General features: G+C 51.3%; 19 protein-coding genes, 11 tRNA genes and 2 rRNA genes. 3 read left to right on the top strand and 29 right to left on the bottom strand.

Annotated features, from left to right (window positions below; genetic code table 11):
* Positions 1–6 precede the first annotated feature (6 nt).
* A complete protein-coding gene (locus tag MHI43_RS07920; protein WP_009592739.1) occupies positions 7–2,184 on the bottom strand; it encodes a bifunctional (p)ppGpp synthetase/guanosine-3',5'-bis(diphosphate) 3'-pyrophosphohydrolase in 2,178 nt (725 codons plus the stop codon).
* Between the two features lie 302 nt (positions 2,185–2,486).
* Between MHI43_RS07920 and uraA the strand changes: the two genes are divergently transcribed.
* A complete protein-coding gene (uraA, locus tag MHI43_RS07915) occupies positions 2,487–3,785 on the top strand; it encodes a uracil permease (RefSeq protein ID WP_015734044.1) in 1,299 nt (432 codons plus the stop codon).
* Between the two features lie 93 nt (positions 3,786–3,878).
* Here uraA and MHI43_RS07910 read toward each other — a convergent pair whose 3' ends face one another.
* The 6 genes from MHI43_RS07910 to MHI43_RS07885 all read right to left on the bottom strand — a co-directional run bounded on the left by MHI43_RS07910 (position 3,879) and on the right by MHI43_RS07885 (position 10,536).
* Positions 3,879–4,394, bottom strand: coding sequence for an adenine phosphoribosyltransferase (locus tag MHI43_RS07910; protein ID WP_009592753.1), 516 nt, complete (start codon positions 4,392–4,394; stop codon positions 3,879–3,881).
* Between the two features lie 26 nt (positions 4,395–4,420).
* Positions 4,421–6,823 carry a single-stranded-DNA-specific exonuclease RecJ gene (gene recJ, locus MHI43_RS07905; protein WP_036666283.1) on the bottom strand — a complete coding sequence of 801 codons (2,403 nt, stop codon included), beginning with the start codon at positions 6,821–6,823 and terminating at the stop codon, positions 4,421–4,423.
* Between the two features lie 54 nt (positions 6,824–6,877).
* On the bottom strand, positions 6,878–7,843 hold the full coding sequence (locus MHI43_RS07900; RefSeq protein ID WP_015734042.1) for a cation diffusion facilitator family transporter: 966 nt from the start codon (positions 7,841–7,843) through the stop codon (positions 6,878–6,880).
* Between the two features lie 146 nt (positions 7,844–7,989).
* Positions 7,990–8,907, bottom strand: a complete 918-nt coding sequence (secF, locus tag MHI43_RS07895) for a protein translocase subunit SecF (RefSeq protein ID WP_049788676.1) — start codon at positions 8,905–8,907, stop codon at positions 7,990–7,992.
* A complete protein-coding gene (gene secD, locus MHI43_RS07890; protein WP_009592810.1) occupies positions 8,897–10,147 on the bottom strand; it encodes a protein translocase subunit SecD in 1,251 nt (416 codons plus the stop codon). The genes secF and secD overlap by 11 nt, the downstream gene beginning before the upstream one ends.
* Before the next feature lie 131 nt (positions 10,148–10,278).
* On the bottom strand, positions 10,279–10,536 hold the full coding sequence (locus tag MHI43_RS07885) for a post-transcriptional regulator (protein ID WP_015734041.1): 258 nt from the start codon (positions 10,534–10,536) through the stop codon (positions 10,279–10,281).
* Between the two features lie 188 nt (positions 10,537–10,724).
* Here MHI43_RS07885 and spoVB point away from each other — a divergent pair, with 188 nt between their 5' ends.
* The gene (spoVB, locus tag MHI43_RS07880; protein WP_015734040.1) at positions 10,725–12,323 is read left to right on the top strand and encodes a stage V sporulation protein B; all 1,599 of its coding nucleotides are present in this window, start codon (positions 10,725–10,727) and stop codon (positions 12,321–12,323) included.
* Here spoVB and MHI43_RS07875 read toward each other — a convergent pair.
* On the bottom strand, positions 12,320–13,105 hold the full coding sequence (locus MHI43_RS07875; RefSeq protein ID WP_015734039.1) for a DUF421 domain-containing protein: 786 nt from the start codon (positions 13,103–13,105) through the stop codon (positions 12,320–12,322). The genes spoVB and MHI43_RS07875 overlap by 4 nt on opposite strands.
* 193 nt (positions 13,106–13,298) lie before the next feature.
* Here MHI43_RS07875 and MHI43_RS07870 point away from each other — a divergent pair, with 193 nt between their 5' ends.
* Positions 13,299–13,688, top strand: coding sequence for a TIGR04086 family membrane protein (locus MHI43_RS07870; protein ID WP_015734038.1), 390 nt, complete (start codon positions 13,299–13,301; stop codon positions 13,686–13,688).
* A gap of 117 nt (positions 13,689–13,805) precedes the next feature.
* Here the strand turns inward: MHI43_RS07870 and yajC are convergent, their stop codons facing one another.
* The 21 genes from yajC to MHI43_RS07765 all read right to left on the bottom strand — a co-directional run bounded on the left by yajC (position 13,806) and on the right by MHI43_RS07765 (position 26,254).
* Complete coding sequence (gene yajC / locus MHI43_RS07865; RefSeq protein ID WP_015734037.1) at positions 13,806–14,114, bottom strand: preprotein translocase subunit YajC; 309 nt, start codon at positions 14,112–14,114, stop codon at positions 13,806–13,808.
* A 47-nt stretch (positions 14,115–14,161) separates the two neighbouring features.
* On the bottom strand, positions 14,162–15,301 hold the full coding sequence (gene tgt / locus MHI43_RS07860; RefSeq protein WP_015734036.1) for a tRNA guanosine(34) transglycosylase Tgt: 1,140 nt from the start codon (positions 15,299–15,301) through the stop codon (positions 14,162–14,164).
* A gap of 21 nt (positions 15,302–15,322) precedes the next feature.
* Complete coding sequence (gene queA / locus MHI43_RS07855; protein ID WP_036666285.1) at positions 15,323–16,354, bottom strand: tRNA preQ1(34) S-adenosylmethionine ribosyltransferase-isomerase QueA; 1,032 nt, start codon at positions 16,352–16,354, stop codon at positions 15,323–15,325.
* Positions 16,355–16,359: 5 nt separating this feature from the next.
* Positions 16,360–18,450, bottom strand: coding sequence for a SpoIID/LytB domain-containing protein (locus MHI43_RS07850; protein WP_015734034.1), 2,091 nt, complete (start codon positions 18,448–18,450; stop codon positions 16,360–16,362).
* A gap of 64 nt (positions 18,451–18,514) precedes the next feature.
* Positions 18,515–19,522, bottom strand: a complete 1,008-nt coding sequence (ruvB, locus tag MHI43_RS07845; RefSeq protein ID WP_009592741.1) for a Holliday junction branch migration DNA helicase RuvB — start codon at positions 19,520–19,522, stop codon at positions 18,515–18,517.
* Between the two features lie 33 nt (positions 19,523–19,555).
* Positions 19,556–20,173 (bottom strand): Holliday junction branch migration protein RuvA, encoded by a 618-nt coding sequence (ruvA, locus tag MHI43_RS07840; protein ID WP_015734033.1) that lies wholly within the window; start codon positions 20,171–20,173, stop codon positions 19,556–19,558.
* Entirely contained in the window at positions 20,170–20,673 is a 504-nt protein-coding gene (ruvC, locus tag MHI43_RS07835) for a crossover junction endodeoxyribonuclease RuvC (RefSeq protein WP_009592782.1), read from the bottom strand. The genes ruvA and ruvC overlap by 4 nt, the downstream gene beginning before the upstream one ends.
* 211 nt (positions 20,674–20,884) lie before the next feature.
* Entirely contained in the window at positions 20,885–21,598 is a 714-nt protein-coding gene (locus MHI43_RS07830; protein WP_015734032.1) for a BofC C-terminal domain-containing protein, read from the bottom strand.
* 146 nt (positions 21,599–21,744) lie between these two features.
* Positions 21,745–21,818 (bottom strand) — tRNA-Pro (locus tag MHI43_RS07825).
* Positions 21,819–21,826: 8 nt separating this feature from the next.
* Positions 21,827–21,906: transfer RNA gene (locus MHI43_RS07820), tRNA-Leu, on the bottom strand.
* 39 nt (positions 21,907–21,945) lie between these two features.
* Positions 21,946–22,022: transfer RNA gene (locus tag MHI43_RS07815), tRNA-Arg, on the bottom strand.
* A 4-nt stretch (positions 22,023–22,026) separates the two neighbouring features.
* Positions 22,027–22,101, bottom strand: a tRNA-Gly gene (locus MHI43_RS07810).
* 41 nt (positions 22,102–22,142) lie between these two features.
* A tRNA-Lys gene (locus tag MHI43_RS07805) sits at positions 22,143–22,218 on the bottom strand.
* A gap of 132 nt (positions 22,219–22,350) precedes the next feature.
* Positions 22,351–22,427 (bottom strand) — tRNA-Asp (locus tag MHI43_RS07800).
* A gap of 30 nt (positions 22,428–22,457) precedes the next feature.
* Positions 22,458–22,534: transfer RNA gene (locus MHI43_RS07795), tRNA-Met, on the bottom strand.
* A gap of 87 nt (positions 22,535–22,621) precedes the next feature.
* A tRNA-Val gene (locus tag MHI43_RS07790) sits at positions 22,622–22,697 on the bottom strand.
* A 29-nt stretch (positions 22,698–22,726) separates the two neighbouring features.
* Positions 22,727–22,801, bottom strand: a tRNA-Glu gene (locus MHI43_RS07785).
* A 17-nt stretch (positions 22,802–22,818) separates the two neighbouring features.
* A tRNA-Ser gene (locus MHI43_RS07780) sits at positions 22,819–22,910 on the bottom strand.
* A gap of 3 nt (positions 22,911–22,913) precedes the next feature.
* Positions 22,914–22,989, bottom strand: a tRNA-Asn gene (locus MHI43_RS07775).
* Between the two features lie 9 nt (positions 22,990–22,998).
* Positions 22,999–23,115, bottom strand: a 5S ribosomal RNA gene (gene rrf, locus MHI43_RS07770).
* Positions 23,116–23,324: 209 nt separating this feature from the next.
* A 23S ribosomal RNA gene (locus tag MHI43_RS07765) occupies positions 23,325–26,254 on the bottom strand.
* Positions 26,255–26,462 lie beyond the last annotated feature (208 nt).

Below are 26,462 nucleotides of genomic sequence, written 5' to 3'. Positions count from 1 at the left end.
GTGCCGTCACTGCATGATCCGATGAACGGTATACACATCCTTCACCCGCTTGATCCGTTCCACTACGGATTGGAGATGATCCGTATTGCGAATCAGGATGGTCATGTGGATCATGGCCATTTTGTTCTTGTCGGATCGCCCCGTGACGGCGGAAATGTTCGTCTTGCTCTCGGAGACGGCCTGAAGGACTTCGTTCAGCAATCCGTTGCGATCGTGTCCCGTCACTTCGATATCGACGCTGTAATTTGCCTCGACGGCCGTTTCCCATTCCACCTCAATCACGCGTGCCGCATCCTCGCCCTCATCCGTTGTCGGCAGATTCGCACAATCTGAACGATGGACCGATACGCCGCGGCCGCGGGTTACATAACCTACAATATCATCGCCGGGTACGGGGTTGCAGCATCTTGCGAAACGCACGAGCAGGTTATCAATCCCTTTGACGCGGACGCCGTTGGTCGGGCGGCTGCGTTTCTCGGCCGGCTTGATTTCCTTCATCTCGGAGGTTAATTCAAGCTGGTTGGCTTCCTCCTGCTCCTTGCGCAGCTTCTCGGTCACCTTCGTACAGATCTGCGCGGCAGTGATCCCGCCGAAGCCGACCGCCGATAGCATATCCTCGATATCATTAAAAGCGAATTTCTTGGCCGCTTCCATTAATTTATCGTCCGTCGTCCACTCGGACACGTCAAGACCGAGGCGCTTGATTTCGCGCTCCAGCATCTCGCGGCCCTTCTCGACATTCTCTTCGCGCTTTTCTTTCTTGAACCACTGCTTGATTTTACTTCGGGCATGCGAGGATTGGGCAATCTTCAGCCAGTCCTGGCTTGGACCGTAGGAATGCTTCGACGTCAAAATTTCCACGATATCGCCGGTTTTGAGCTGATGATCCAGCGGAACGATTCTTCCGTTGACCTTGGCACCAATGGTGCGGTTTCCTACTTCGGTATGAATTCGGTAGGCAAAGTCGAGGGGAACGGAGCCGGAAGGCAGCTCGATCACCTCGCCTTTTGGCGTAAACACAAACACCAAATCCGAGAAAAAGTCCATTTTCAAAGATTCTACAAATTCCGACGCATCCTTCGTTTCATGCTGCAGCTCCAATATCTCGCGGAAAAACGTCATCTTGTTGTCGAAGCTGCCCCCGTTGCCTGCGGAGCCTTCTTTATACGCCCAGTGTGCCGCGATACCGAACTCTGCCGTTCGATGCATCTCCCAGGTGCGGATCTGAACCTCCGTCGGCTCCCCGTTAGGCCCTACCACCGTTGTGTGGAGGGACTGGTACATATTCGTTTTTGGCATGGCGATATAATCTTTGAAGCGGCCAGGCATCGGCTTCCACAGGGTGTGGATGATGCCGAGCGTGGCATAACAATCCTTGATATTGTCCACAATAATGCGGATTGCAAGGAGATCGTAAATTTCGTTGAACTGCTTGTTTTTCACCGTCATTTTCTTGAACACGCTGTAGATATGCTTAGGTCGGCCTGACAAATCGGCTTGAATGCCCATCTCGTCAAGCTTCTCGCGGATGCAGACGATGACGTTGTCGATGTACTGCTCCCGCTCCGCACGCTTCTTGTGCATCAAATTCGCAATGCGGTAATACTGCTGCGGATTCAAGTAACGAAGCGCAATGTCCTCCATCTCCCATTTAATCGCGGAAATACCGAGACGATGGGCTATCGGACAAAAGATTTCCAAGGTTTCATAGGAAATGCGGCGCTGGCTCTCCTCGGACTGGTACTTAAGAGTACGCATATTATGAAGCCGGTCCGCCAGCTTGATGACGATTACGCGGATATCCCGTGCCATGGCGATAAACATCTTGCGATAATTTTCGTTTTGCTGCTCTTCTTTGGATCGGAATTGGATGCGTTCCAACTTCGTTAAACCATCCACCAGCATTGCGCAGGTATCCCCGAAACGCTCGCGGATCTGCTCGAGCGATACGGTTGTATCCTCAACGACATCGTGAAGCAATGCAGCAATAATGGACAATGTGTCCATCTGCATGTTCACCACGATGTCTGCAACCGCAAGCGGATGAAGAATATAAGGTTCTCCCGATTTCCGCACTTGTCCGTGGTGGGCTTGCTCCGCAAATTCATAAGCTTCCTGGATGCGGAGAAGATCGGGTTCTTTTATATAGGCGCTGGCCTTTTCGAGTAATCGCTCTATGCCCATTTTGGAGTCCTTCTCTTCCCTTTCTATATAAAATGGAACCCGCCCTTGTCAAAACGTGCAGGTTCCCTCGTGATTGTTTTCCTATCATTATGACGCTTGCGGCGTTATACGTCAACATGTGGAGCGTTCGGTCACTTATAGTATGCCCTTTTCCTGCACGGGGACATCAAAACATGACATGAATTGAATATTTTGACGAACTGTAAAAATTATTGTTGAAAAAACGAACGATTGTATTTAATCTATTAAAGATCGTACGCGAACGGTCCTATATTTAAAGTCCTATAGAGGAGTGAAATGGTTTGCAACGTGAAATTCAAGTAGATGAGAAGCTTCCGTTTGGTCCAGGGTTCCTTCTGAGCCTGCAGCATTTGTTCGCCATGTTCGGAAGCACGGTGCTTGTACCGAACATATTCGGCGTGGATCCCGGCATGATCCTGCTGATGAATGGTATCGGCACGCTGCTCTACATTTTTTTATGTAAAGGAAAGATTCCGGCCTACCTCGGCTCCAGCTTCGCCTTTATCTCACCGGTGCTGATCGTACTGGCAGGCGATCCGGAAGCCAACTACGGCAAAGCTTTGGGCGCCTTTATCGTGACGGGTATCATCTTCTGTATTGTGGCGTTCATTGTCAAATATGCGGGAACCAAATGGATCGACTTCGTATTCCCGCCAGCAGTAATGGGTGCCATTATTGCGATGATCGGGCTTGAGCTGGTTCCGGTTGCCGCAGGCATGGCTGGTTTTTTGCCGGAAGAAGGGCAGTCCATCGATCCTAAAATCATTACCATCTCGCTCGTTACCCTCGGAGTTACGGTGTTGGGTTCCATCTTGTTCCGCGGCTTCGCCAAAATTATCCACATCCTGATCGGGATCGTTGTCGGATATGCGCTTTCCTTCGCGCTTGGGGTCGTGGACACGGAGAAAATTGCTAACGCGAAGTTCCTGTCGGCTCCGGAGCTGACAACCCCGGTTTTTGATAGCGGGGCGATCTGGACCATCATTCTGGTTTCGCTCGTAGTTATCGTGGAGCACATCGGCCACCTGCTGGTAACCAGCAATATCGTGGGCAAAGACCTTTCCAAGGATCCTGGCCTTCACCGCTCCCTGCTTGGCAACGGTATTTCCACCATCTTGTCCGGATTTGTTGGTTCCACGCCGAATACAACGTACGGTGAAAATATCGGGGTCATGGCTTTGACGAAGGTGTACTCCGTGTTTGTCATCGGAGGCGCCGCCATTATTGCCATTATTCTTTCCTTCTCAGGAACATTTTCCGCCGTTGTAGCGAACATTCCAACACCGGTTATGGGCGGCGTGTCTCTCTTGCTGTTCGGGGTAATCGCAGCTTCCGGCCTTCGGATCTTCGTGGAGCAGAAGGTGGATTTCTCCAAAGCAAGCAACATGATCTTGGCTACAATCGTATTGGTAACAGGAATCAGCGGCGTAACCTTGAAGATTAACACGGTCGAGCTGAAGGGTATGGCATTGGCGACCATCGTAGGTGTCATAATGGCTGTCCTCTTCAAACTCTTCGAAATTACCGGGCTTTCCAATGAAAAGAATGATGAACCGCTCGTGGAAAAAACGCCGGATTGAACCGACAACTTTATTGCTAAACAGAAAAATGCCCTGAGCTGATTGCTCAGGGCATTTATTATTTCCCGGGAAAATCAGGAAGAATAGTGTCGTTTACTCGTACTGCATCAACGTAAATACATCGATGTCATCCAGCTTCGAGCGGCCGTTCAAATCCGTCAGCTCGATCATGAAAGCAGCGCCAACAACGTTCCCGCCCAATTGACGGATGAGGTTAACCGAAGTCGCAATCGTACCGCCTGTTGCAAGAAGATCATCCGCAATCAATACATTTTGCCCTTTCTCGATTGCATCGGTATGCATCGCCAAGCGATCTTTACCGTATTCGAGGTCATATCCCACTTCAATCGTTTCGTAAGGCAGCTTGCCGCTTTTGCGAATGGGCGCGAATCCCACGCCAAGCGCGTAAGCCAGCGGAGCACCCACGACGAATCCACGGGCTTCGGGACCAGCTATCACATCAATTTTGAGATCGGAAACCAAGACCTTCAGTTCCTCGATGGCTTTGCGATATACCTCACCATTCTTCAGCAGTGTGGTAATATCCTTGAAGCTGATCCCCGCTTGCGGAAAATCGGGAATGACACGAATATAATCTTTAAAATCCAAAATAATCTCCTCCTGTATAGTTGCGGTTAAGATACGCCTTTTGTACGGGACGTCATCCACTGGGTTAACTGTTCGGTACCGGCATGCAGCAGATGCTGCTCCATATCCGCCAAGTCGCTTAATTCCCGGAAGTGACGGGATGCGTCGAGCGGTTTTTTCTCCGGCTTCGGTACAAAGGTAATTTGTCCCTGGTCACGCTGAATGAATGCCAATTCCTCAAAGACATCCAGTACTTTGACCAGCATGCGCGATGACAACGAAGTCTGCTTCTGTAGACGTGTTACGACCTCTTTTTCCGGCATGGGAGCGGACGTCAGTCCAGCGAGTGATACGTACAGCTTCTTAAACTGTTCCCGGTCCGGAATTTGCAGCCGTTCGCGCAGGTTCCGGGTCGGATGTAACATAAATATATTGGGAACGGAATGGAAGGCTGACATGAATGCAGCGAGTTGCTCAGCCGTCTCCGGTACATCCAGTACGAACAAAACGGAAATGTCTTCTTGACTGCCGCTCGCGGCGATTTCATTATCCGGCATGATGCCAGCATTCCTATCATATACCCAAAGGCACATATCATACAATTGACTTTTTATTTCCGGATGTGAATCTTTTGCGTACACCACCGCGGAACGGACAGCCGGGCACCGCAGATGCGGCTCCAGTTCAGCTCTCCACCTCTGGATCTCCCGGATCGGTTCTTTGATCCCGCGGTAATCAAACACCTGCTGATAAGGGGCGCAGATATCCTGAATCATGAGCTGCACTTTACGGCTCCCGTTCCATTCATTGACGGAAAGCTCGCCAAGCACATCCACAACCGAACCCACCGGCAGAATATCGGCAAGATGGCCCCAGCCGAATGAGATCGCATCGATAACCTCCCGCTTTTGCTGCAAACGAAGCTTCAGATGTTTCCCTTCTTTGCCGATCTTGCGGACGTCCTTGATGACAACGTCCCGAAAAACAATCTTCGGTACGGCATTCGCCATGCCGAACGGGCCTAACTGTTCCATCTGTTCCAGAATGGGTACGGATACCTCCGACAAACTGGCTTCCAGGTCCGCTTCGCAAACGGCAATCAGATGCTCTGCTTCGAGCGCATCCTCCGCATATCGATGAAGTCCCTGTTCGAATGCCGCCAAGCGGTCTCGATGGAGGCTCATGCCGGCTGCGGAAGGATGGCCGCCAAAGTGGTCCATGACGTCTTTGCAAGAAAGCAAAGCCGCATAGATATCGAATCCCGGAATCGAACGGGCAGAGCCTTTACAGTTTCCCGTTTCGGGATCAATCCCGAGAATTACAACGGGGCGGTAAAAGCGCTCCAGGATTTTGGAAGCCACGATGCCGACCACGCCGACATTCCAGCCCTCGCCCGCCAGTACGATAACAGGCGGGATCTCCTGCCCTCTCCAGCGGTCTTGAACCATCCCCAGCGCTTCCTGGACGATGTTTTCGACCACTTGCTGCCGATCCTTGTTCAGCCCGTCCAGCTCCCAAGCAAGGCGCTCTGCCTCTTCCCTGTGCTCCGTTGTAAGCAGCGTAACGGCACGGCCTGCATGGTCCAAGCGGCCGCTGGCGTTAATCCGTGGTGCCATGGAGAAGGCCACGTTAACGGCCGTCACCTGCTCTACATGAATTCCCGATACCTCAAGCAAGCTGCGGATGCCTTCATACCGCGTTTTTCGCATCGATTCGATACCGTGCTTCACAAGCACCCGATTCTCCCCCGTGAGCGGCATCAAGTCAGCGATCGTTCCGATCGAAACGATCTGGAGCCATTCCTCCGGCGGGTCACCCACGAGAGCCTGTGCCAATTTGTAAGCCACGCCTACGCCGGCCAGCCCCTTAAAGGGATACGGGCATGTCGGGATCTTCGGATTAATCAATGCATATGCCTCAGGCAGCACCTCAGGCGGTTCATGATGGTCGGTGACGATGACGTCGATGCCAAGGCTGTTGGCATACGCGATTTGCTCGACCGCACTAATCCCGGTATCTACGGTAATCACCAGACTGACCCCTTGCTGATGGGCCCAATCCAGCGCATGATTATGTAAGCCATAACCTTCATTGGATCGGTGAGGGATATAAATATCATAAGATGCTCCCAAATAACGCATCAGATGAATCATCAATGATGTGCTGGAAACCCCGTCCGCGTCATAATCGCCGTAGATCAGAATATGCTCCCGATCCTCCAGCGCTTTGCGGATGCGCGGCACGGCCTCCCGCATTCCCTGCATGAGATAAGGGTCGTGCGTCAGCTCAAACGTTCCATATAAAAATTCCCGGCCAGCCTCGGCTGATTGTATCCCCCGGGACGCCATGAGTGAAGCCACGATGGGTGGCAGCGACAAATCATGGGCCAGCCGTTCGGTGATCGTTGACGCTGCCTCTCGTATTCTCCATTCATATTTGGAATACAGCACAGGGATTCACCTTCCTTTTCCTGCCTATTTCCTGCTGTCTTAAAAGCTCCGCCCTTATTGCGGCAGTGTCGGCATATCGTTGTCCATCAAGTCATAGTTCGATTTATACGGGTAACCGGGTTCATAAGGCACAACGTGAACCTTGGCATCCGTAACCTGAATAAATCGATGGGTCAACAGCTTCCGGATTCGCTCGGCAATTTCCTGAGCTTCCAATACGGACGTTCTCGGATTCACGGTGATTTTCACTTCGATGTTCACGTGGCGAATCTGTCCGTATTCTTGAACCTTCAGCTCCTCGATCGTGATCACGCCGTGCACCCGCTGAATCGTATCCATGAATTCGGCTTCGTGTTCATGGCGTTTCTCCTCCGCAAGCGTGCCGTAAACGGAATGAACGATGAGTATATATCCTTTCCGGACCACGAGACAAGCCACGATAAGAGCCGCTATGGAATCCATGTAGAATAGAGGCGACCATTCAAAATAGGAGCCTGCCATGGATAGCGACACGCCGATCAATACCGTTAGCGATGAATATAAGGCAAACCGATGATCAGCCGATAACATTTCGTACCGGGGATCATGCAGTCTTTTCATCTGCCAGCTTTGATATTGGAATACCGCTTCGTTCACCGCCATCGATATGAAAATTGCAAGGAGCGCCGATGTGGCCGGCGGCTCGAGGTTATCCGATGCCATGGTCTGGATCGCGGATACCGCAATTTGAATGCCGCCCATGATCAATAACACGGCAAATAAGATCGATATGACGGGCTCCGTCGTACTCGAAACGTTCCGTTTGTCCCGCATCGGACTTTTCGTGCCGAATATGCCAAGGCTTGGCAACCGGTCCACCAATAAAGTTACGGCATTCGCCGCAGAATGCAGGGCATCTCCGATGAGAGCCTTGCTGCCGGATAAGTAACCGGCTATCCCTTTGCACAAGGCTAATGCCAAATCCGTTACAATGCCTGTCCATAGGACAGTCTCCGTATGATTCAAGCGTTCATTGCTCACTTGAGGCCCCCCTCAATGTCACTGTCGATCCTGTACTCGTCATGCTGCCTGCTGCTAACTTTAGAAAGCCGCGTCGCCTGCGACGCGGCTTTCACTTGTATAGGATCTTCTGATATCTGGACTGCAAACGCCCTTCAGCGGTTTAATTAAATTTCGATTTTATCTTTGCTTGGCTTCGGCGAATTCGGTTTATTGCTCACATTGCGGCCTTTAAGAAGGAGCCACAACGGACTTGCGATAAAGATCGAAGAGTACGCGCCGAATGCCAAACCGATACAAATGGCCAGCGAGAACATTTGGATCGACTCGCCGCCCAAGAGGAGCATGAAGAATGCAGCGATGAATACGGACAAGGCCGTATAGATCGAGCGCCCGATCGTCTGCGACAAACTTTTGTTAACCAGATCCTTGAGATCCGAGACCCTCTTAATCTTCGCAAACCGCAGGTTTTCCCGGATACGGTCAAAGATAACGATGGTATCGTTGATCGAATAACCAATGATGGTCAGGACGGCGATGATGAATGTCAGGTCCACCTCTAATCCAAGGATGGAGAAGATACTGATGACAACGAAGGCATCATGCAGGAGCGCTACGATCGCTGCAATCGCAAACCGCCATTCAAAGCGAATGCTGACATAGATGATAATCCCGATACAGGAAATCAATACGGCATAAATTGCGTTTCGTCCCAGCTCTTTGGCCATCTCGGGGTCAACCGTATTAATTTCGAAGGTTGCCTTCTCGTCCAGCTTCTCGATGCCGGAACGAAGCTTCTGATCCTGATCCTCGGTCAGCACCTCGCTGAATCGGATGTTGACGCGGTCATTACCCGGAGTAACGCTCGCATCCTCCCCGATTCCGGCATCCTCTAATACGGTATTGATTTGCTCCGTAGTCAACGGTTTGGAGAGTGAAATGTCCACGTTCGAGCCGGATTGGAAATCAACTCCATAGTTAAGACCGCGAGTCAGGAGAAAAACTAAGCCCAAAATCGTAATTACAATGGATAGTACGTAGAAAATTCTGCTTTTGCCTACGAAATCGAAGTTCTTAAAGCTCACGAATGTCACGCTCCTTTACGCCATAATGGCTCGGTTTGCGGGCCCAACCGATATTCACAAGCAGATTGAGCAGGAAACGGGAGAAATAAACGTTCGTGGCAATACTAACGATGATCTCCAAAATCAATACAAGGGCAAAACCTTTTACCGCACCGGTACCGAATCCGAACATGACAGCGGCAACGAGAATCGTCGTCAAGTTGGAGTCCATAATGGCGCGCAGGGAGGATTTACCGCCTGATTTCACTGCAGATGGCACGCTTTTGCCTGTCTTGATCTCTTCCCGAATGCGTTCATAGGTGATAATGTTGGCATCCACCGCCATACCAATACCTAATATAAATGCCGCAATGCCTGGAAGCGTCAACGTAAAGTCAGCCCATACGAAAATAAGGATCAGCAGCCATGTGTGCAAAATAAGTGCGAAACTTGCCAGCAAGCCCGGTACGCGATATCGGATAATCATGAACAGCAAAATCGCGACGGAAGCGATCAGACCGGCTTCTAAAGTTTTTGTAAGAGATTGCATGCCAAGCGTAGCCCCTACGCTCTGCGAATATTTCTCGACCAGCTTCAGCGGCAGGGCGCCGAGATTGATCGTATCCCGGATCTGTTTCGCTTCATCCAGCGAGTAGTTCCCTGTAATTTGCGCGGTACCGTCCGTTAATACGGCTCGTACCGTCGGAGCTGACAGCAATTGGTCGTCCATGAAGATAGCCAGCTCTTGACCGAGAAGACGTTCTGTAATTTCAGCAAACTTCCCTTTGTCCTTCACTTTAATATCTATCATAGGCTGATTAAGCTGGTCATAGGCTACCGATGCGCCGTTCTCGACGAAATCGTCGCCGCGGAGCTCTATTTTACAGAACTCCTCGCCTTCTTTACAGCCGTCATTGCTTCGGAATGTGAGGTTCGCAGGTTCTTTCATTGTTTTTCGAACTTCGGCCTCATCCGTTACGCCCGCCACCTTCAAGCGAATCCGATTCGCCCCTTCCGGCGTAACCTCAGGCTCCGATGTTCCCATCGCATCCGCACGCTTTTGCAAGCTCTTTGCGGTTTCCTGCAGCGCTTCTTTGGTAACCTGCTGCCCTTCCATCAACGGTTCTGCTTCATAAAGGATTTCGAATCCACCCTTTAGATCCAAACCTAGACGGACGTCTTTCAGCAAGCCTGGAGTTGTAACGGCCATTAAAATAGTGATCACGAGCACGGTTCCGACGAAACTGATAATTCTCTTCATGCCGTCCCTTGTTCCCCCTTTTTACTCAATATTCCTATTATAGCGATGTCATAAAACCCAGTCAATTTATCAAAATTTGTCGGGCTTATGGATGAACCCTTATATCCGCAAGGCAAAAGGGACCTCTTCGATTAATCGAAAGAAGATCCCTTATATGCTGATATTGTCATATAGTTCATCAAAGCTGTTGCTTTCAAGGACAGAATGTCATTGACCAATTGGTGGAGGGACGGAACGCCTTCCTTTTCGTACTTGCTGCTGACACAGTTCCAAATATCGTTGCTCGTCACGTACTCGTACCCAATCAAATGCATTTCCTCAACCTTGCTCAAGCATACCATCTCAATGGTGCTCATCAATTCTTCCTCGCTCATTTGCTCGAGTTCCATGCATATGGCCTCCTCACTGACTCCCTGTTGTCCCTAAGTTACATTCGACATGACATATGGCTTTCCTTCTATTCCTACCATGTCCAGAAAAAAAAGTAAAGTCATCAGATGGGACAGGTAGGGCATATCCATAAGAATAGCCATGTCGTGTCAACGTATTCAGCCTTAACCAGGGAGTGGGATGGACAGTGAACAAGCAATCGTTTATTAAAGGAACGCTGATTTTACTTGCAGCCGGCATATTAAACCGCCTACTCGGTTTTATTCCCCGGATCGCCCTTCCCCGGATCATCGGACCTGAGGGTGTCGGAATTTACCAATTGGGGTACCCCTTCTTTATCGTGCTCGTGACCATCATCACGGGCGGTATTCCGCTAGCTATTGCCAAAATGGTCGCCGAAGCGGAAGGTGCCGGGAAGCCTGATGCTTCCAAGCAAATTCTGCATGTCAGCCTGATGCTGACGATTACGGCAGGAGCCCTCTTCACTGGACTCAGCCTGCTGCTTGCTCCTTGGGTAACCGGCGTGCTTTTGCCGGACGAGCGTGTATATCAAACCTTCATCAGCATGACGCCCATGATGATCATCATTGCCGTTTCGTCGGTCTACCGGGGATATTTCCAGGGCAAACAAAATATGATCCCCTCTGCAAGTTCCTCCGTTATCGAGACGATAGTCCGAATTATATGCATGTTGTGGTTTGCGCATCTCCTGATGCCCAAAGGCATCGCTTACGGGGCAGCCGGGGCCATGCTTGGAACAGCCGTGGGCGAGCTGATTGGCATGATTGCGCTGCTGCTGCAATATTCCGGCGAGGGCCGAAGAACGAACAAACTTTTACCTAAGCCGCAAGAAGCCGTATCTGAAAAAAAAGCGCCGGACTCTTCTTCGAATAAAGGCATCCTGAAGCGGTTATTCGGCATTGCATTGCCTGTAACGGGCGGAAAGATGGTAGGGTCCTTCTCCTACCTGCTGGAAACGATACTGACCAATCGCAGCCTCGCCATGGCAGGTATCGCGACATCCGTGGCCACCGCCCAATACGGCGCTCTGCAAGGCATGATCATCCCGCTCCTGCTATTGCCCGGTGCGTTGACCGTTTCCCTGGCCATCTCCCTGGTGCCTTCCCTATCGGAGGCAGCGGCCCGCAACGACCGGCCTACCATCCATAAGCGAATGAATCAATCCCTTCGGCTGGCTCTTGTCTCGGGAGCTCCGTTTGCCATCATTATGTTTGTCCTGGCTGAGCCGCTGTGCCTGCTGCTCTACGACAACGCCGAGATTAGCGATATGCTCAAAATCATGGCGCCCTTTGCCTTGTTTCTGTATGTGCAGTCCCCGCTTCAAGCTGCCTTGCAAGCATTGGACCGCCCGGGACGGGCATTGTTGAATACCTTATTCGGTGCGATCATCAAGATGAGCCTTATCGTATATTTGGCATCCAACCCCGCCTTCGGCATCAAGGGGGCCGTCATTGCCATCATCGTAAACAGCATCGCGGTTACATTGCTTCACGGTTTTAGTCTCTCCAAGCTGATCGGCTTTCGCTTCCGCCTGCTCGATTATGTCAAAATCGCTGCCGTCATGATCATTATGGGTGCCTGCGTTCTTTACGGGTATAGACATCTTCCGTTCTCGACGACCCCCTGGCTGCAGTTTTGGACCTCGATCGTTGTTGGCATTCTGGTCTATTTCATCATGATTTTCATGACCAAGCTGGTAACGCCCCGGGATCTGGAACGCGTCCCTGTCGTCGGTACCTGGTTCAACAAGTTTAGCCGCCGCTAGTCCCTGTCTTTGCGGTCGATGTAAATACGTCCTTTATGGTCGATGGAGCATAGGAAGATATCTTTAAAATCCTTGGCTCCGTGGTTTTGAATCTCGTTTTTCAGCCAGAACCTTGTTTTTTCAATTAGTTCAAGGTTTTCGTCCTGCACCTTTCCATCCAATATAAGCGGAATGGGCAGTCCTTCGTACGTAATTTTATCGTATGGAATATCAACAACGGTAGGGTTTCCTGTTTCGGATTTGGCCTTGGATAAAGCACCTGAAGAATGAGTGGAGCTTGAGGCGTTTGAAGAACTTGATGAACTATTCGAGCGGTTCGAACCGTTATCCGCATCTTTTGGAATAACGGTGAGCTGGCCGGAAGTTTCGAGAATCGCAAATTCCACGTCTGCCAAACTGTCGATGTCCTTTCCCCTTAATTGCTGCATCAGATCATCCAGATTGTAGCGAAGCTTTGACATCTCTTTGCGGTGAAGCTTGCCTCGGGATACCAGTATGCTGGGTTTTCCGTCCGCAAACAGCCGGATGCTTCGATTTTTCAGGCCGATGTAGGCAAGTCCTACCTGAATGGCAACCAACACGGCGATAGGAGCTAGTCCGTCCCAAATCGGTTTATGGACATCTTCGAGGACAAAAACGGCAATCTCTGCGATCATGACGGATATGACCAAATCGAAGATAGACAGCTTTCCGATTTCCCGTTTGCCCATGATTCTCATGGTAACAAAGATGACCACATACATCAGAACGGTCCGCAGAATCAGAATAGTCATATGAGACATAAACAATCCCTCCCTAGCTTGTCGAACATTCTCATGTACAGCTATTCTGGCCTGCCGCAGGTCTTCCCATTCGATTACAATTGATTAATTAATGGTAATCCTGCAAAACCCGATGCAAAATGTTCAGTTTGTACTATATGTACAGGCTTGGCCATACAATGGAATTATCAAGATTTGTTAAGGGGGATGATTCATGGAACCGATCCGGCGAGTATTCACTTTCAGGATCACTAATCCGATTCTTTCAGGACTCTTGTATTCTTATTTCTGGATGTTTCTTGGCGCATTGGCGCTATCCCTGCTGCTGTGGGGCAGCGGACTGGCCGAGGATGATTTATCGTTCTACACGTTTCTGGTACATGCCGTCGCGGCCTTTATTGGGGGCTGTGTGAGCGGCAAACGCGCAGGTAACAAAGGCTGGTATTATGGCTGCCTGACCGGGCTGGTATATGGGATTACGCTGCTCGTCATCGGCTTTCTAGCCTTGGATAGTTCCTTGTCACTCGGAGATTTGACGCTGATTGCCACGGTTTTTGCTGCCGGCGCCATCGGGGGAATGTTTGGGGTTAACTTAAAAAAATAAAACCTTGCAACGACTTTGGTGCACTTCACGCTCAGTGATAAAAAAACAAAGGCCGATTCCTAAAAGGAGTCGGCCTTTGTTTATAGCGATGACTTTCCATATGTAGGTGAAACGAGATTATGCATCCGTATTCACGCTATGGCTTACCGAGTTGCGGTCGAACGTCAACTTCGTTACGTCGTTCACTTTCAAAACCACGATGTCGTCGGTAATCTCCACGATCGTCCCGTGAAGGCCTCCGATCGTTACCACTTTATCGCCTTTGGACAAGGCGCTAAGCATTGCGTTTCTTGTTTTCTGTTTCTTCTGCTGTGGACGGATAAGCAGAAAATAAAAGATGACGAACATCAGAACGAAAGGCAAAATCAATCCCAAAATGCCTCCGCCCTGACCTTGCGCTGCTGCGAGTTCAAATGAACCAAACATTTCTTTCCCCCCTTTCACAAACTTATCATGATGGCCATGATCTTGCTTTAGAACCCTTTTTCATTATCGTGTAGGCCGTACTTATCAAAAAACTCATCGCGGAAATCAAGCAGACGGTCTTCCATAATACTCTGACGCACGCCCCGCATCAAATTGATCAGGAAATGCAGATTATGATACGTCGTCAATCGCAGTCCGAACGTTTCGTCGCTCTTGATCAGATGGCGCAGATAAGCACGCGAGTAGTTACGGCAGGTATAGCAGTCGCATTCCGGATCCAGCGGTCCGTAATCCCTGGCATATTGAGCATTTCGAACGACAAGACGGCCTTGACTTGTCATCGTTGTCCCGTTGCGGGCGATCCGCGTCGGAAGCACGCAATCGAACATGTCCACACCACGAATCGAGCCCTCGATCAACGCATCCGGTGATCCGACTCCCATCAAATAGCGAGGCTTATTGTTCGGCAGCAGGGGTACCGTGTAATCCAGCACTTCATACATTAGCTGCTTCGATTCTCCCACACTAAGTCCACCAATAGCATAACCCGGGAAATCCATGGAAGTCAAATCACGGGCGCTCTGACGGCGAAGATCCTCATGCATGCCTCCCTGCACGATGGCGAACAGGGCTTGGTCTTCCGGTCTGGCATGACTCTTCAGGCAGCGTTCAGCCCAGCGGGAAGTCCGCTCGGTGGATTGTTTGACGTATTCATACTCCGCAGGATAAGGCGGGCATTCATCAAAGGCCATCATAATATCAGATCCCAGCGCGTTCTGAATCTCCATTGCGACCTCCGGAGAGATGAACAGTTTATCTCCGTTCAGATGCGAACGGAAATGTACGCCTTCTTCCGATATTTTTCTCATTTCCGCCAAGCTGAATACCTGGAAACCGCCGCTATCGGTCAAAATCGGCCGGTCCCAGTTCATGAATTTGTGCAGTCCGCCTGCTTCCTTCACAATATCATGTCCCGGTCGCAGGAAGAGGTGATAGGTGTTGCTCAAAATAATGTGGGCATCCATCGCTTTAAGCTCTTCCGGGCTCATCGTTTTTACGGTTGCCAACGTTCCTACAGGCATGAATGTCGGCGTATCGATTACGCCGTGGGGGGTGTGCACTCTGCCGAGCCTGGCGCCCGATTGTTTGCACGTTTTAATATGTTCGTAAGTAACAGCTGCTGCCATGGTAATAACCAACCTCCGAAATTAATAGATAAACATCGCGTCGCCAAAGCTGAAGAAACGGTATTCTTTGTCTACGGCTTCCTTGTACGCATGCATGATGTGTTCGCGTCCGGCCAGCGCGCTGACCAGCATGACCAGCGTGGATTTCGGCAGATGAAAATTCGTAATCAGCGCATCCACCACGGTAAAAGAGTATCCCGGATAAATGAAAATGCTTGTCCAGCCGCTGCTCTCGCGCAGAGGCTCGCCCTTTAACTGTGAGCCTACCGTCTCCAGCGTTCTGCAGGAGGTAGTCCCTACGGCGATAACCCGGCCGCCGCGCCGCTTCGTTTCGTTTAGCAGGTCTGCCGTTTCCTGGGATAGGGAATAGTACTCTTCATGCATGACATGGTCCTCGACCTGGTCCACGGACATCGGGCGGAAAGTTCCCAGTCCCACATGTAATGTAATAAAAGCGATGTCGACTCCCTTGGCACGTATTTGTTCCAGGAGAGCCTCCGTGAAATGAAGGCCGGCCGTCGGCGCGGCTGCGGATCCTTCATGCTTCGCGTATACGGTCTGATAACGATCGCGATCATCCAGCTTTTCCTTAATATAAGGCGGGAGCGGCATTTGGCCCAGTTCATCCAGGATTTCTTGGAAAATCCCCTTATACGAGAAGGATAAGGTGCGAGCACCCATTTCTCCTTCCTCCTCGATGACCGCCTTTAGTTTCCCCTCGCCAAAGGAGATCACGTTTCCCTTTTTCAGCTTCTTGCCGGGTTTTACGAGTGCTTCCCAGCGATCTTCTCCCATATTCTTCAGCAGAAGGACCTCGGCTTTCGCGCCTGTATCCTCCTTTTCGCCGAACAATCGAGCCGGGATTACCTTCGTATCGTTTAAAACGAGCGTATCGCCCGGATTCAGGCTGTCTATGATATCCGCAAACGTCTGGTGGCTGATCTGTCCGCTCTTTTTGTTAAGCGTGAGAAGCCTGGAAGAACTTCGATCCAGAAGCGGCGTCTGCGCAATTAAGTGTTCGGGTAATTCAAAATCATACAAATCCACATTCATGTCGGTCAGTCCTTCGTTATAGTCGTGTTGCGGTAATAGTGTTGGAGTATCTGCTTATAATCATACCCTTCGTCAGCCATTCCTTTGGCACCCCATTGCGACATGCCCAGTCCGTGGCCGAAGCCTTTACCGGTAAATTTAAAGCCCGGAGAGCTTTCGATTACGCGTGCTGTCCCCGTTCCATTCATCACCACGGTACCGGAGCCTTTGACGTTTCCGTTTCCGCTTCCGGAAATGACGGATACCGTTTGACCGCTCGAAACCGTTGATACCGCACCATTCGCGCTCAATACAGTATAACTTCCGGTCGATTCAATATCAAACAAAGTGCTTGGCAGACCGTTAAAAGCCGACCGGAACATATCCGGATATTTTACGTCCAGAACTTGACCGTTGGCTTTCACCGTAAGAGCCCGCCCCGATGGGCCTCGTTCCGTTACATCCAGCGAAGTGATGGAGGCCGGTAGGCTATTGGCGGTTTTTCCTTTTAAAGTGGCCAGCAATTGATCCGAAGTATAAGGCCCACGAACCCATTCGAAGCTGTTGGATTCCGCGACTTTGTCCAGGACGACGGCCGTTTCTCCCGGATTCATCTTGCTTACGGGCTCAACGTTCGATTGGATCAGCGGCAGCGGACGCACGTTGGTATCCTTCGCGGTAACGGTCATATAAGGAAGCCCTGCCGATGTTGCATTGCCGGTTTCCTTTACATTATCCTCACGCACGTAACCCGTAACGCCACTCGGAAGAAGCACATGATACCAAGCTTTAAGCGCGGCCTGGGATGAGGAGTCGCCAGGGCTTTCCACCGCAGCAAACAGATCGTTACGGTTGCCCCAGACCTCGGTGGAGTCCGCCGTCATCCCGCCGCTGTTGGAGGAAAACACGGTTTCCACGATTTTGCCGTCTTTCATGACGACTTCGCCGTCGGTTGCATCCACTGCCTGAATAATGCTTGGATACTCATAAGCCGTCCCATAGTAGGCCTGGCTCAGCGTGGTGTCCACGACATGCGCTACTTCGAACTTATTTCCTTGGAAGAGCGCATAGCTGCGCGCTGCCACGGCCTGTGCCTTCAGAGCCTCGGTTCCCCAAGAAGACGGCACCTCCGCCCCCACGACGGAATAAAGGTACTGCTGGAACGGCAATTCGTTGACGAGGTATAATTGACCGCTCTTTTGCCCGATCTCCAAAGCGCCCCGATAGGAGCGATCGGATCGCTCCTTCACATTCGTTCCCGCTCCTGATTTCCCGTCAACCCGCAGAACGGATTGATTACCTGACAGCATGTAATGCGTCACCTCTTGGGGAGCCGCCAGATTCAGGCTTACGTCACTTCTTATGATAAGACCCGGCGTGTTGGCGTTCTGTTCAACCAGGCCGCCGGATACTTTGGCAGCTTCTTTCTTGACGGCAGCGAGATCGGCTGTGTTCGCCGCTTCGCCTACCCACACCTCATAAGCCGAAGTTTCCCCGGACGGCACCATAACATTGAATGCATCCAGACCGGCATCGGCGTACGCCTTACGCACGGTCTCGGCCTCTGTCTCCGATCCGTACGATCCGGCAGACAGATGCAGCGCGCCTTTAACGGCTGGCGTTTGCCCATTCAAATATGCAGCCGCTGTCTTCGCTGTACGCGCAGCCGCATCCGCGGCCGCTTTTTCTGTACCGTACATGCCGGCGTACAGCTTGTACACCTTGCCATCCGCAAACAGCATCGGTTTGTCACTTGTCGCCTGCAGCTTTTTCGCTGCTTCCGAAGCGGCTTTCCAATCCGTTGTCTCAAGCACCTTAACGCGGTATGTATCCACGCTCATCCGGACCTGCTGGTTCGCAGGGATACTCATCAGAGTCTGATGAATACTGGAGGCAAGCAGCGATGCGGTCAGAGCCTCGGCGGATTTCAGCGTCACGGCATTCGTCGTCGATTTATACTGGCTTCCCAGATCCAGGAACATCGCAACCCGAATCGTATCTAACGAAGGGGCGGCTGCTTGCACGGCGGGCGCGCTCCATAAGCTTCCGGCAACAGCCAGCGACAAGAGTCCTTTGGTGGTCCAACCGAATAATGATTTCGTCCAGTTCCTATCCATGTATGTCTTTCCTCCCGTAACTAATAGGATATGGTATATGGCATAAATGTCATGATTCCTTCAGCTAGCGGCGATCCTCCGGAAAGGGAATGCCTAAATGCTGATAAGCTGTAGGCGTAACGACGCGTCCCCGCGGCGTACGCTGCAAATAACCGATCTGTAGAAGATACGGTTCATAAACATCCTCTATGGTTTGGCTTTCTTCCCCGATGGTTGCGGCAATGGTATCCAGTCCCACAGGTCCCCCGCGGAAGCTCTTGATCATGGCGTTCAGCATTTTGTGATCGATAAAATCCAGGCCCATCGGATCGATTTGGAGCATCTTCAGCGCTTCCTGCGCGATGCTTGGCGTGATCATGCCGTCGCCCCGAACCTGCGCATAATCGCGTACCCGCTTCAACAGGCGGTTCGCAATGCGCGGTGTCCCCCGAGATCTTAGGGCAATCTCTTCTGCAGCCTCTCCCAATATCTCGATCCCCAAAAGATCGGCATTGCGTGACACAATGTAGCTCAGCTCATCTACCGTATAGAATTCCAGACGGCTTACCACACCAAAACGGTCCCTCAGCGGCGCTGAGAGCAGGCCAGCCCGGGTTGTCGCGCCAATTAGGGTGAACGGCGGGAGATCCAGGCGAACGGAGCGTGCGCTTGGCCCTTTCCCGATCATAATATCCAGCGCAAAATCCTCCATGGCCGGATACATCACTTCCTCCACCGTCCGGTGCAGCCGGTGGATCTCGTCAATAAACAGGACGTCTCCTTCCTGCAGATTGGTCAAAAGCGCCGCCAGATCGCCAGGCCGTTCGATGGCCGGGCCGGACGTCGTCCGCAGATTAACGCCAAGCTCATTGGCGATAATATTGGCCAGCGTCGTTTTGCCTAGTCCCGGAGGACCGTACAGCAGCACGTGGTCAAGCGCCTCGTTACGCATTTTTGCAGCCTCGATATATACCTTCAAATTTTCCTTTACTTGATTCTGTCCTATATATTCAGCCAAATAACGAGGACGCAGACTAAGTTCGACAGCCTGTTCGTCCATCATCAGATTGGCAGAAATAATTCGATCATCCATCTATATAACTCCTCTCTTGCAGCGATGCTCTATCTATCCAGCGAATAGCTGCTGCAGTGCCCGTTTCATGAGCACATCGACGGATTCGCCGCTTGCGCCGGAATCCTTGATCTTCAGCCAGACTTTATCCAGCTCGCTATCCGTATAACCAAGCGCCTTCAGGCCCTCGCGAGCCTCGGACCATGCCGAGCCGCCATCATCCGCTTCCGGCTCCTGGATGGCAAAAAGACCGGTCATCATGCTCGCATTCCCGAAGCCCTCAAGCTTATCCTTAAGATCCAAAATCATGCGCTGCGCTGTTTTCTTGCCGATTCCCGGAAGTTTGATCAAGAAGGATATATTCTCTTGATAGATCGCGGAAACCACATGATCCGGAGATCCTCCGCCGAGTATGCCGAGCGCCACGCGCGGGCCGATTCCCGAGACCTCGATCAGCTTACGGAACAGCTTCTGCTCCTCCCGCGTCGGAAACCCAAACAGCAGAATGGCATCCTCACGAACGTGATGATGGGTGAAGACCGTCACGGTTCCTTCCGTTTTGGCAAAAGCATACGGATTCGGACAAAACACCCGGTATCCTACGCCTTGAACATCCAGCACAATATATTCACTCTCTAAGTGGACAACCTGTCCCCGTAAAAAATCGATCATTTTCGCAATACCTCATTTAATTTGGAATTAAGTGTGTAGGAATGGGCGTGGCAGATTGCCACGGCTAGAGCATCCGCCACATCGTCGGGCTTTGGGATGCTCTGAAGCTTCAGGAACATCCTGACCATTTCCTGTACCTGCTTCTTCTCCGCCTTGCCATAGCCGACGATGGCCTGCTTAACCTGCATAGGCGTATATTCTGCAATCGGGAGTCCGCGCTGGACCGCCGCCAGTATGAGAACTCCTCTCGCCTGGGATACGGACATCGCGGTGGTGACGTTGCGGTTAAAAAATAATTTCTCGAACGCAACGGCCTCCGGCTCATATTTATCGATAAGCTGCAGCATGCCTTCATACACGTGATGCAGCCTCTCTTCATCCGGTGTATGGGCTTCCGTCTGGATGCAGCCATACTGGACCGGCGTGACTTTGCTTCCAACCTTATCGACAAACCCGAAGCCCACAATCGCAATCCCCGGGTCGATTCCTAAAATGCGCAAACCAATCTCTCCTCTGATGAAGCGAACATATGTATCGTTCTCCCATTATAACAAAAGTTCGGCCTCAATTGAGGAAAAACTTTGATCCCATAAGCTACAGTTCTATATCTTCCCTGACGGCACCGCCGATGGAACGGCTAAACACCAAAAAACCGCCCGGAAAATTCCGGGCAGCTGCGGCTTTGGTGATGAAGCGACAAGCATGGATGTTTCAAGGGCTAGGGCTCATGACATTTTCGGCCATATCCCGTGCATAGTCGCTAAAGGTTGACAGTACACTGTTGTACTCTTCCATATCTTGAATTCGAATACCTTCTTCAAGCTGCTGAATCACGTCTTTAGGCAAAGAGGATTCCATCGAGCCGACATCCAGTTGGAAGAAGGTGCGCATGACCTTCTCTTCTTCCGGCGGGCCGTCAAACAACGTTAAGTTCCCGTTGGCATCGATGCTCATATAGGCTTGCCGCTTGCAGGCGGGTGAAAGGTCGGATACGGTTTGCTCGAGCCAGACATTCCCTTTATTATCCAACCGTCCCTGCCATAAAGGATTTTTATTCATCAGTTCATAAATGCCGTCCGCCGTAAGCTTTCCCATATCCTGCTCTTCAATGCCGCAGACATACGTGATGCGGACATGAACATGCTTCTTTCCCTTCGAGGTATTCAGCTTCTGCATGAATTCCCTCTGATCCTGCCTGCGTTCCTCCTGCTTATCATCCTCGATTTGCAGGTATTGCATCGTTTCAACAGCCAGCGGCGTTTCATCGAAAGTAGCGGTGAGCAGCCTCTTCATCTGATCGGTTATATTCTGGCCGGACCATACCATGACACCTACGAGCACTACGATCGAACAAGACCAAATCGCGCGTCTCCAACGTCTCCACCGTTTTCTGAACAGTTTCTTGAAGAAATGAAAAACACTCAAGGTTATCCCCTTCTATTCAATGTTTTTCATATTGTGACCGGGATGCTGTCAAAATATTCAGTTCCGCTCTTGCCGTTGGCATCATTTCTATCCATAACAAAGAAAGACCGCCTTCAGATATACTGAAAGCGATCTTTCGGTTTGAATCGGGATGACACGATTTGAACATGCGACCCCCTGGTCCCAAACCAGGTGCTCTACCAAGCTGAGCTACATCCCGTTAATTAATGCCGGTGAAGGGACTCGAACCCCCACGGTTTCCCTCACGATTTTGAGTCGCGCGCGTCTGCCAATTCCGCCACACCGGCACAAAGAAATTTCATAAGTTAAGCATCTGATTGTAAAAATGGCACGCCCTGAGAGATTCGAACTCCCGACCTTTTGATTCGTAGTCAAACGCTCTATCCAGCTGAGCTAAGGGCGCAAAATGGAGCGGACGACGGGAATCGAACCCGCGACCCTCGCCTTGGCAAGGCGATGCTCTACCGCTGAGCCACGTCCGCAAATATGATATGTATTCCGTTTCCAGCTCTCTTGGTAAAGATGGTGAGCCATGAAGGACTCGAACCTTCGACACCCTGATTAAAAGTCAGGTGCTCTACCAACTGAGCTAATGGCTCTTATTACTAAGAGTTAAAGAATGGCGGAACTGACGGGATACTCTCACTACGTTCGAGACTGCGAAGTCTATGCTAACGAAGCTAAGCTCCGACGAACCCAATATGGATTCTCATCCCTGAAGCTAATAAGAATGGCGGAACTGACGGGATTCGAACCCGCGATCTCCTGCGTGACAGGCAGGCATGTTAGGCCTCTACACCACAGTTCCAAGAGGCATTATCGCAATTGCGATATAAATTGGTTGCGGGGGCAGGATTTGAACCTACGACCTTCGGGTTATGAGCCCGACGAGCTACCGAACTGCTCCACCCCGCGTCATTAAAAGGGTTGCTTATATGGGGTCCCCGAAAAGTAATCGGAATTACCTGCGAAGCGTGAGCTTCACTTTATGGGGATGAAATATGGTGGAGGCTGAGGGGATCGAACCCCCGACCCTCTGCTTGTAAGGCAGATGCTCTCCCAGCTGAGCTAAGCCTCCATCTGGATTGTTACATGCGTTAAAGAAAGTGGTGACCCGTAGGGGATTCGAACCCCTGTTACCTCCGTGAAAGGGAGGTGTCTTAACCCCTTGACCAACGGGCCGTATATAAAGTCCTTGCTGGCGGAGAGAGAGGGATTCGAACCCTCGAGACGCTTTTGGCGCCTACACGATTTCCAATCGTGCTCCTTCGGCCAACTCGGACACCTCTCCGTATGGCTCCCCGAACAGGACTCGAACCTGTGACAACTCGATTAACAGTCGAGTGCTCTACCAACTGAGCTATCAGGGAATATGTACCGCTTGGCGACGTCCTACTCTCCCGGGACCCTTCGGTCCAAGTACCATCGGCGCTGGAAGGCTTAACGGTCGTGTTCGGTATGGGAACGCGTGGAACCCTTCCGCCATCGCCACCAAACGTATATTCAGGATACGGCATCGCCAAATGCCGTGACCATCCTCCTTGCAAGCATAGCTTGTACACTTACAATTCAGTTTTGATCACCTGAAAACTAGATACGAAACGATATTTGCGTTGATTAGAATCCGTAGCATTTACCCGATGTGGTATCGGGGTCCCCGAAAAGTATTCAGCGTTGCTTCAAAGCTTCGCTTTTTGGGGTGTTTTTGGATAAGCCCTCGACCGATTAGTATTGGTCAGCTCCATGCATTGCTGCACTTCCACCTCCAACCTATCTACCTCGTCGTCTTCAAGGGGTCTTACGAATTGGGAAATCTCATCTTGAGGGGGGCTTCACGCTTAGATGCTTTCAGCGCTTATCCCGTCCGTACGTAGCTACCCAGCCATGCTCCTGGCGGAACAACTGGTGCACCAGCGGTACGTCCATCCCGGTCCTCTCGTACTAAGGACAGCTCCTCTCAAATTTCCTACGCCCACGACAGATAGGGACCGAACTGTCTCACGACGTTCTGAACCCAGCTCGCGTACCGCTTTAATGGGCGAACAGCCCAACCCTTGGGACCTACTTCAGCCCCAGGATGCGATGAGCCGACATCGAGGTGCCAAACCTCCCCGTCGATGTGGACTCTTGGGGGAGATAAGCCTGTTATCCCCAGGGTAGCTTTTATCCGTTGAGCGATGGCCCTTCCATGCGGTACCACCGGATCACTAAGCCCGACTTTCGTCCCTGCTCGACTTGTAGGTCTCGCAGTCAAGCTCCCTTATGCCTTTGCACTCTTCGAATGATTTCCAACCATTCTGAGGGAACCTTGGGGCGCCTCCGTTACTCTTTAGGAGGCGACCGCCCCAGTCAAACTGCCCGCCTGACACTGTCCCCGTACCGGATTACGGTACCAGGTTAGAACCTAGATACGATCAGGGTGGTATCCCAACGTCGCCTCCACACAAGCTGGCGCTCATGCTTCTTAGGCTCCCACCTATCCTGTACAGATCGTACCCAAATCCAATATCAAGCTGCAGTAAAGCTCCATGGGGTCTTTCCGTCTTGTCGCGGGTAACCTGCATCTTCACAGGTATTAAAATTTCACCGGATCTCTCGTTGAGACAGCGCCCAAGTCGTTACGCCATTCGTGCGGGTCAGAATTTACCTGACAAGGAATTTCGCTACCTTAGGACCGTTATAGTTACGGCCGCCGTTTACTGGGGCTTCGGTTCACAGCTTCGGGTTTAACCCCTAACCGCTCCCCTTAACCTTCCAGCACCGGGCAGGCGTCAGCCCGTATACTTCGCCTTACGGCTTCGCACAGACCTGTGTTTTTGCTAAACAGTCGCTTGGGCCTTTTCACTGCGGCCCCCTCGGGCTATTCACCCTACCGAGGCACCCCTTCTCCCGAAGTTACGGGGTCATTTTGCCGAGTTCCTTAACGAGAGTTCTTCCGCGCGCCTTAGAATTCTCTTCTCGCCTACCTGTGTCGGTTTGCGGTACGGGCACCTTCACCTGACTAGAGGCTTTTCTTGGCAGTGTGAGATCATGACCTTCGCTACTGTAATTTTCACTCCCCATCACAGCCCAGCCTTATCGATGTGCGGATTTGCCTACACATCAGCCTCACTGCTTGGACGGACATCCATCAGTCCGCGTCACTACCCTCCTGCGTCACCCCATCGTTCATAACGGTTTACGGTGGTACAGGAATTTCAACCTGTTGTCCTTCGATTACGCCTTTCGGCCTCACCTTAGGTCCCGACTTACCCTGAGCGGACGAGCCTTCCTCAGGAAACCTTGGGCTTTCGGCGGATCAGATTCTCACTGATCTTTTCGTTACTCATACCGGCATTCTCACTTGTATGCTGTCCAGCGCTCCTTACGGTACACCTTCAACCTACATACAACGCTCCCCTACCCCTGATGCATACGCATCAAGCCATAGCTTCGGTGGTGTGTTTAGCCCCGTTACATTTTCGGCGCAGAGTCACTCGACCAGTGAGCTATTACGCACTCTTTAAATGGTGGCTGCTTCTAAGCCAACATCCTGGTTGTCTGTGCAACTCCACATCCTTTCCCACTTAACACACACTTGGGGACCTTAGCTGATGGTCTGGGCTGTTTCCCTTTTGACAATGGATCTTAGCACTCACTGTCTGACTCCCGGATATAAGTCTATGGCATTCGGAGTTTGACTGAGCTTGGTAACCCTTGCGGGCCCCGCACCCAATCAGTGCTCTACCTCCACGACTCTTCATTCCGAGGCTAGCCCTAAAGCTATTTCGGGGAGAACCAGCTATCTCCGAGTTCGATTGGAATTTCTCCGCTACCCCCACCTCATCCCCGCATTTTTCAACATACGTGGGTTCGGGCCTCCAGTGCGTGTTACCGCACCTTCACCCTGGACAGGGGTAGATCACACGGTTTCGGGTCTACGCCCACATACTAAGTCGCCCTATTCAGACTCGCTTTCGCTGCGGCTACGGCTTCTCGCCTTAACCTTGCATGGGAACGTAACTCGCCGGTTCATTCTACAAAAGGCACGCCATCACCCATAAATAGGGCTCTGACTTCTTGTAAGCACACGGTTTCAGGTTCTATTTCACTCCCCTTCCGGGGTGCTTTTCACCTTTCCCTCACGGTACTGCTTCACTATCGGTCGCTAGGGAGTATTTAGCCTTAGCAGATGGTCCTGCTGGATTCATACGGGGTTTCACGTGCCCCGCACTACTCGGGATCCGTCTCGGAGGGAATATACTTTCGGCTACAGGGCTTTTACCTCTTATAGCGGGCCTTTCCAGACCTCTTCGCCTAATATGTTCCTTTGTAACTCCATGTGAGACGTCCCACAACCCCAGAGAGCAAGCTCTCTGGTTTAGGCTGTTCCGCGTTCGCTCGCCGCTACTGACGGAATCACTCTTGTTTTCTCTTCCTCCAGGTACTTAGATGTTTCAGTTCCCTGGGTATGCCTCCTCGCATCCTATGTATTCAGATACGGGTAACTAGCTATTACACTAGCTGGGTTTCCCCATTCGGACATCCCCGGATCGAAGCTTGCTTACAGCTCCCCGAGGCAGTATCGTTGTTCGCCACGTCCTTCTTCGGCTCCTAGCGCCTAGGCATCCTCCGTGTGCTCTTAGTAGCTTAACCAACTGCTCCGGTTATTGCGCTCATCGCTCTGTTGTTCGTTTGTTTCCTGATCTATTAAACGAGTCAATAGGTAGAAACGAAACTTCCAAAGGATCGATGATCCCAAAACCTTCGCTGCTACTTTTATTAAAACTTGTTTTGACACAAGTTCAGCTAAAAGGATATTTCTAATTGCGCAAATTCGTTTCGTTATCTAGTTTTCAAGGAT

Source organism: Paenibacillus sp. FSL H8-0457 (genome assembly GCF_038051935.1).
Classification (GTDB): domain Bacteria; phylum Bacillota; class Bacilli; order Paenibacillales; family Paenibacillaceae; genus Paenibacillus_AQ; species Paenibacillus_AQ lautus_A.
Note: the sequence above shows the minus strand (reverse complement) of the source record. Positions and strands in the feature narration are given on the sequence as shown.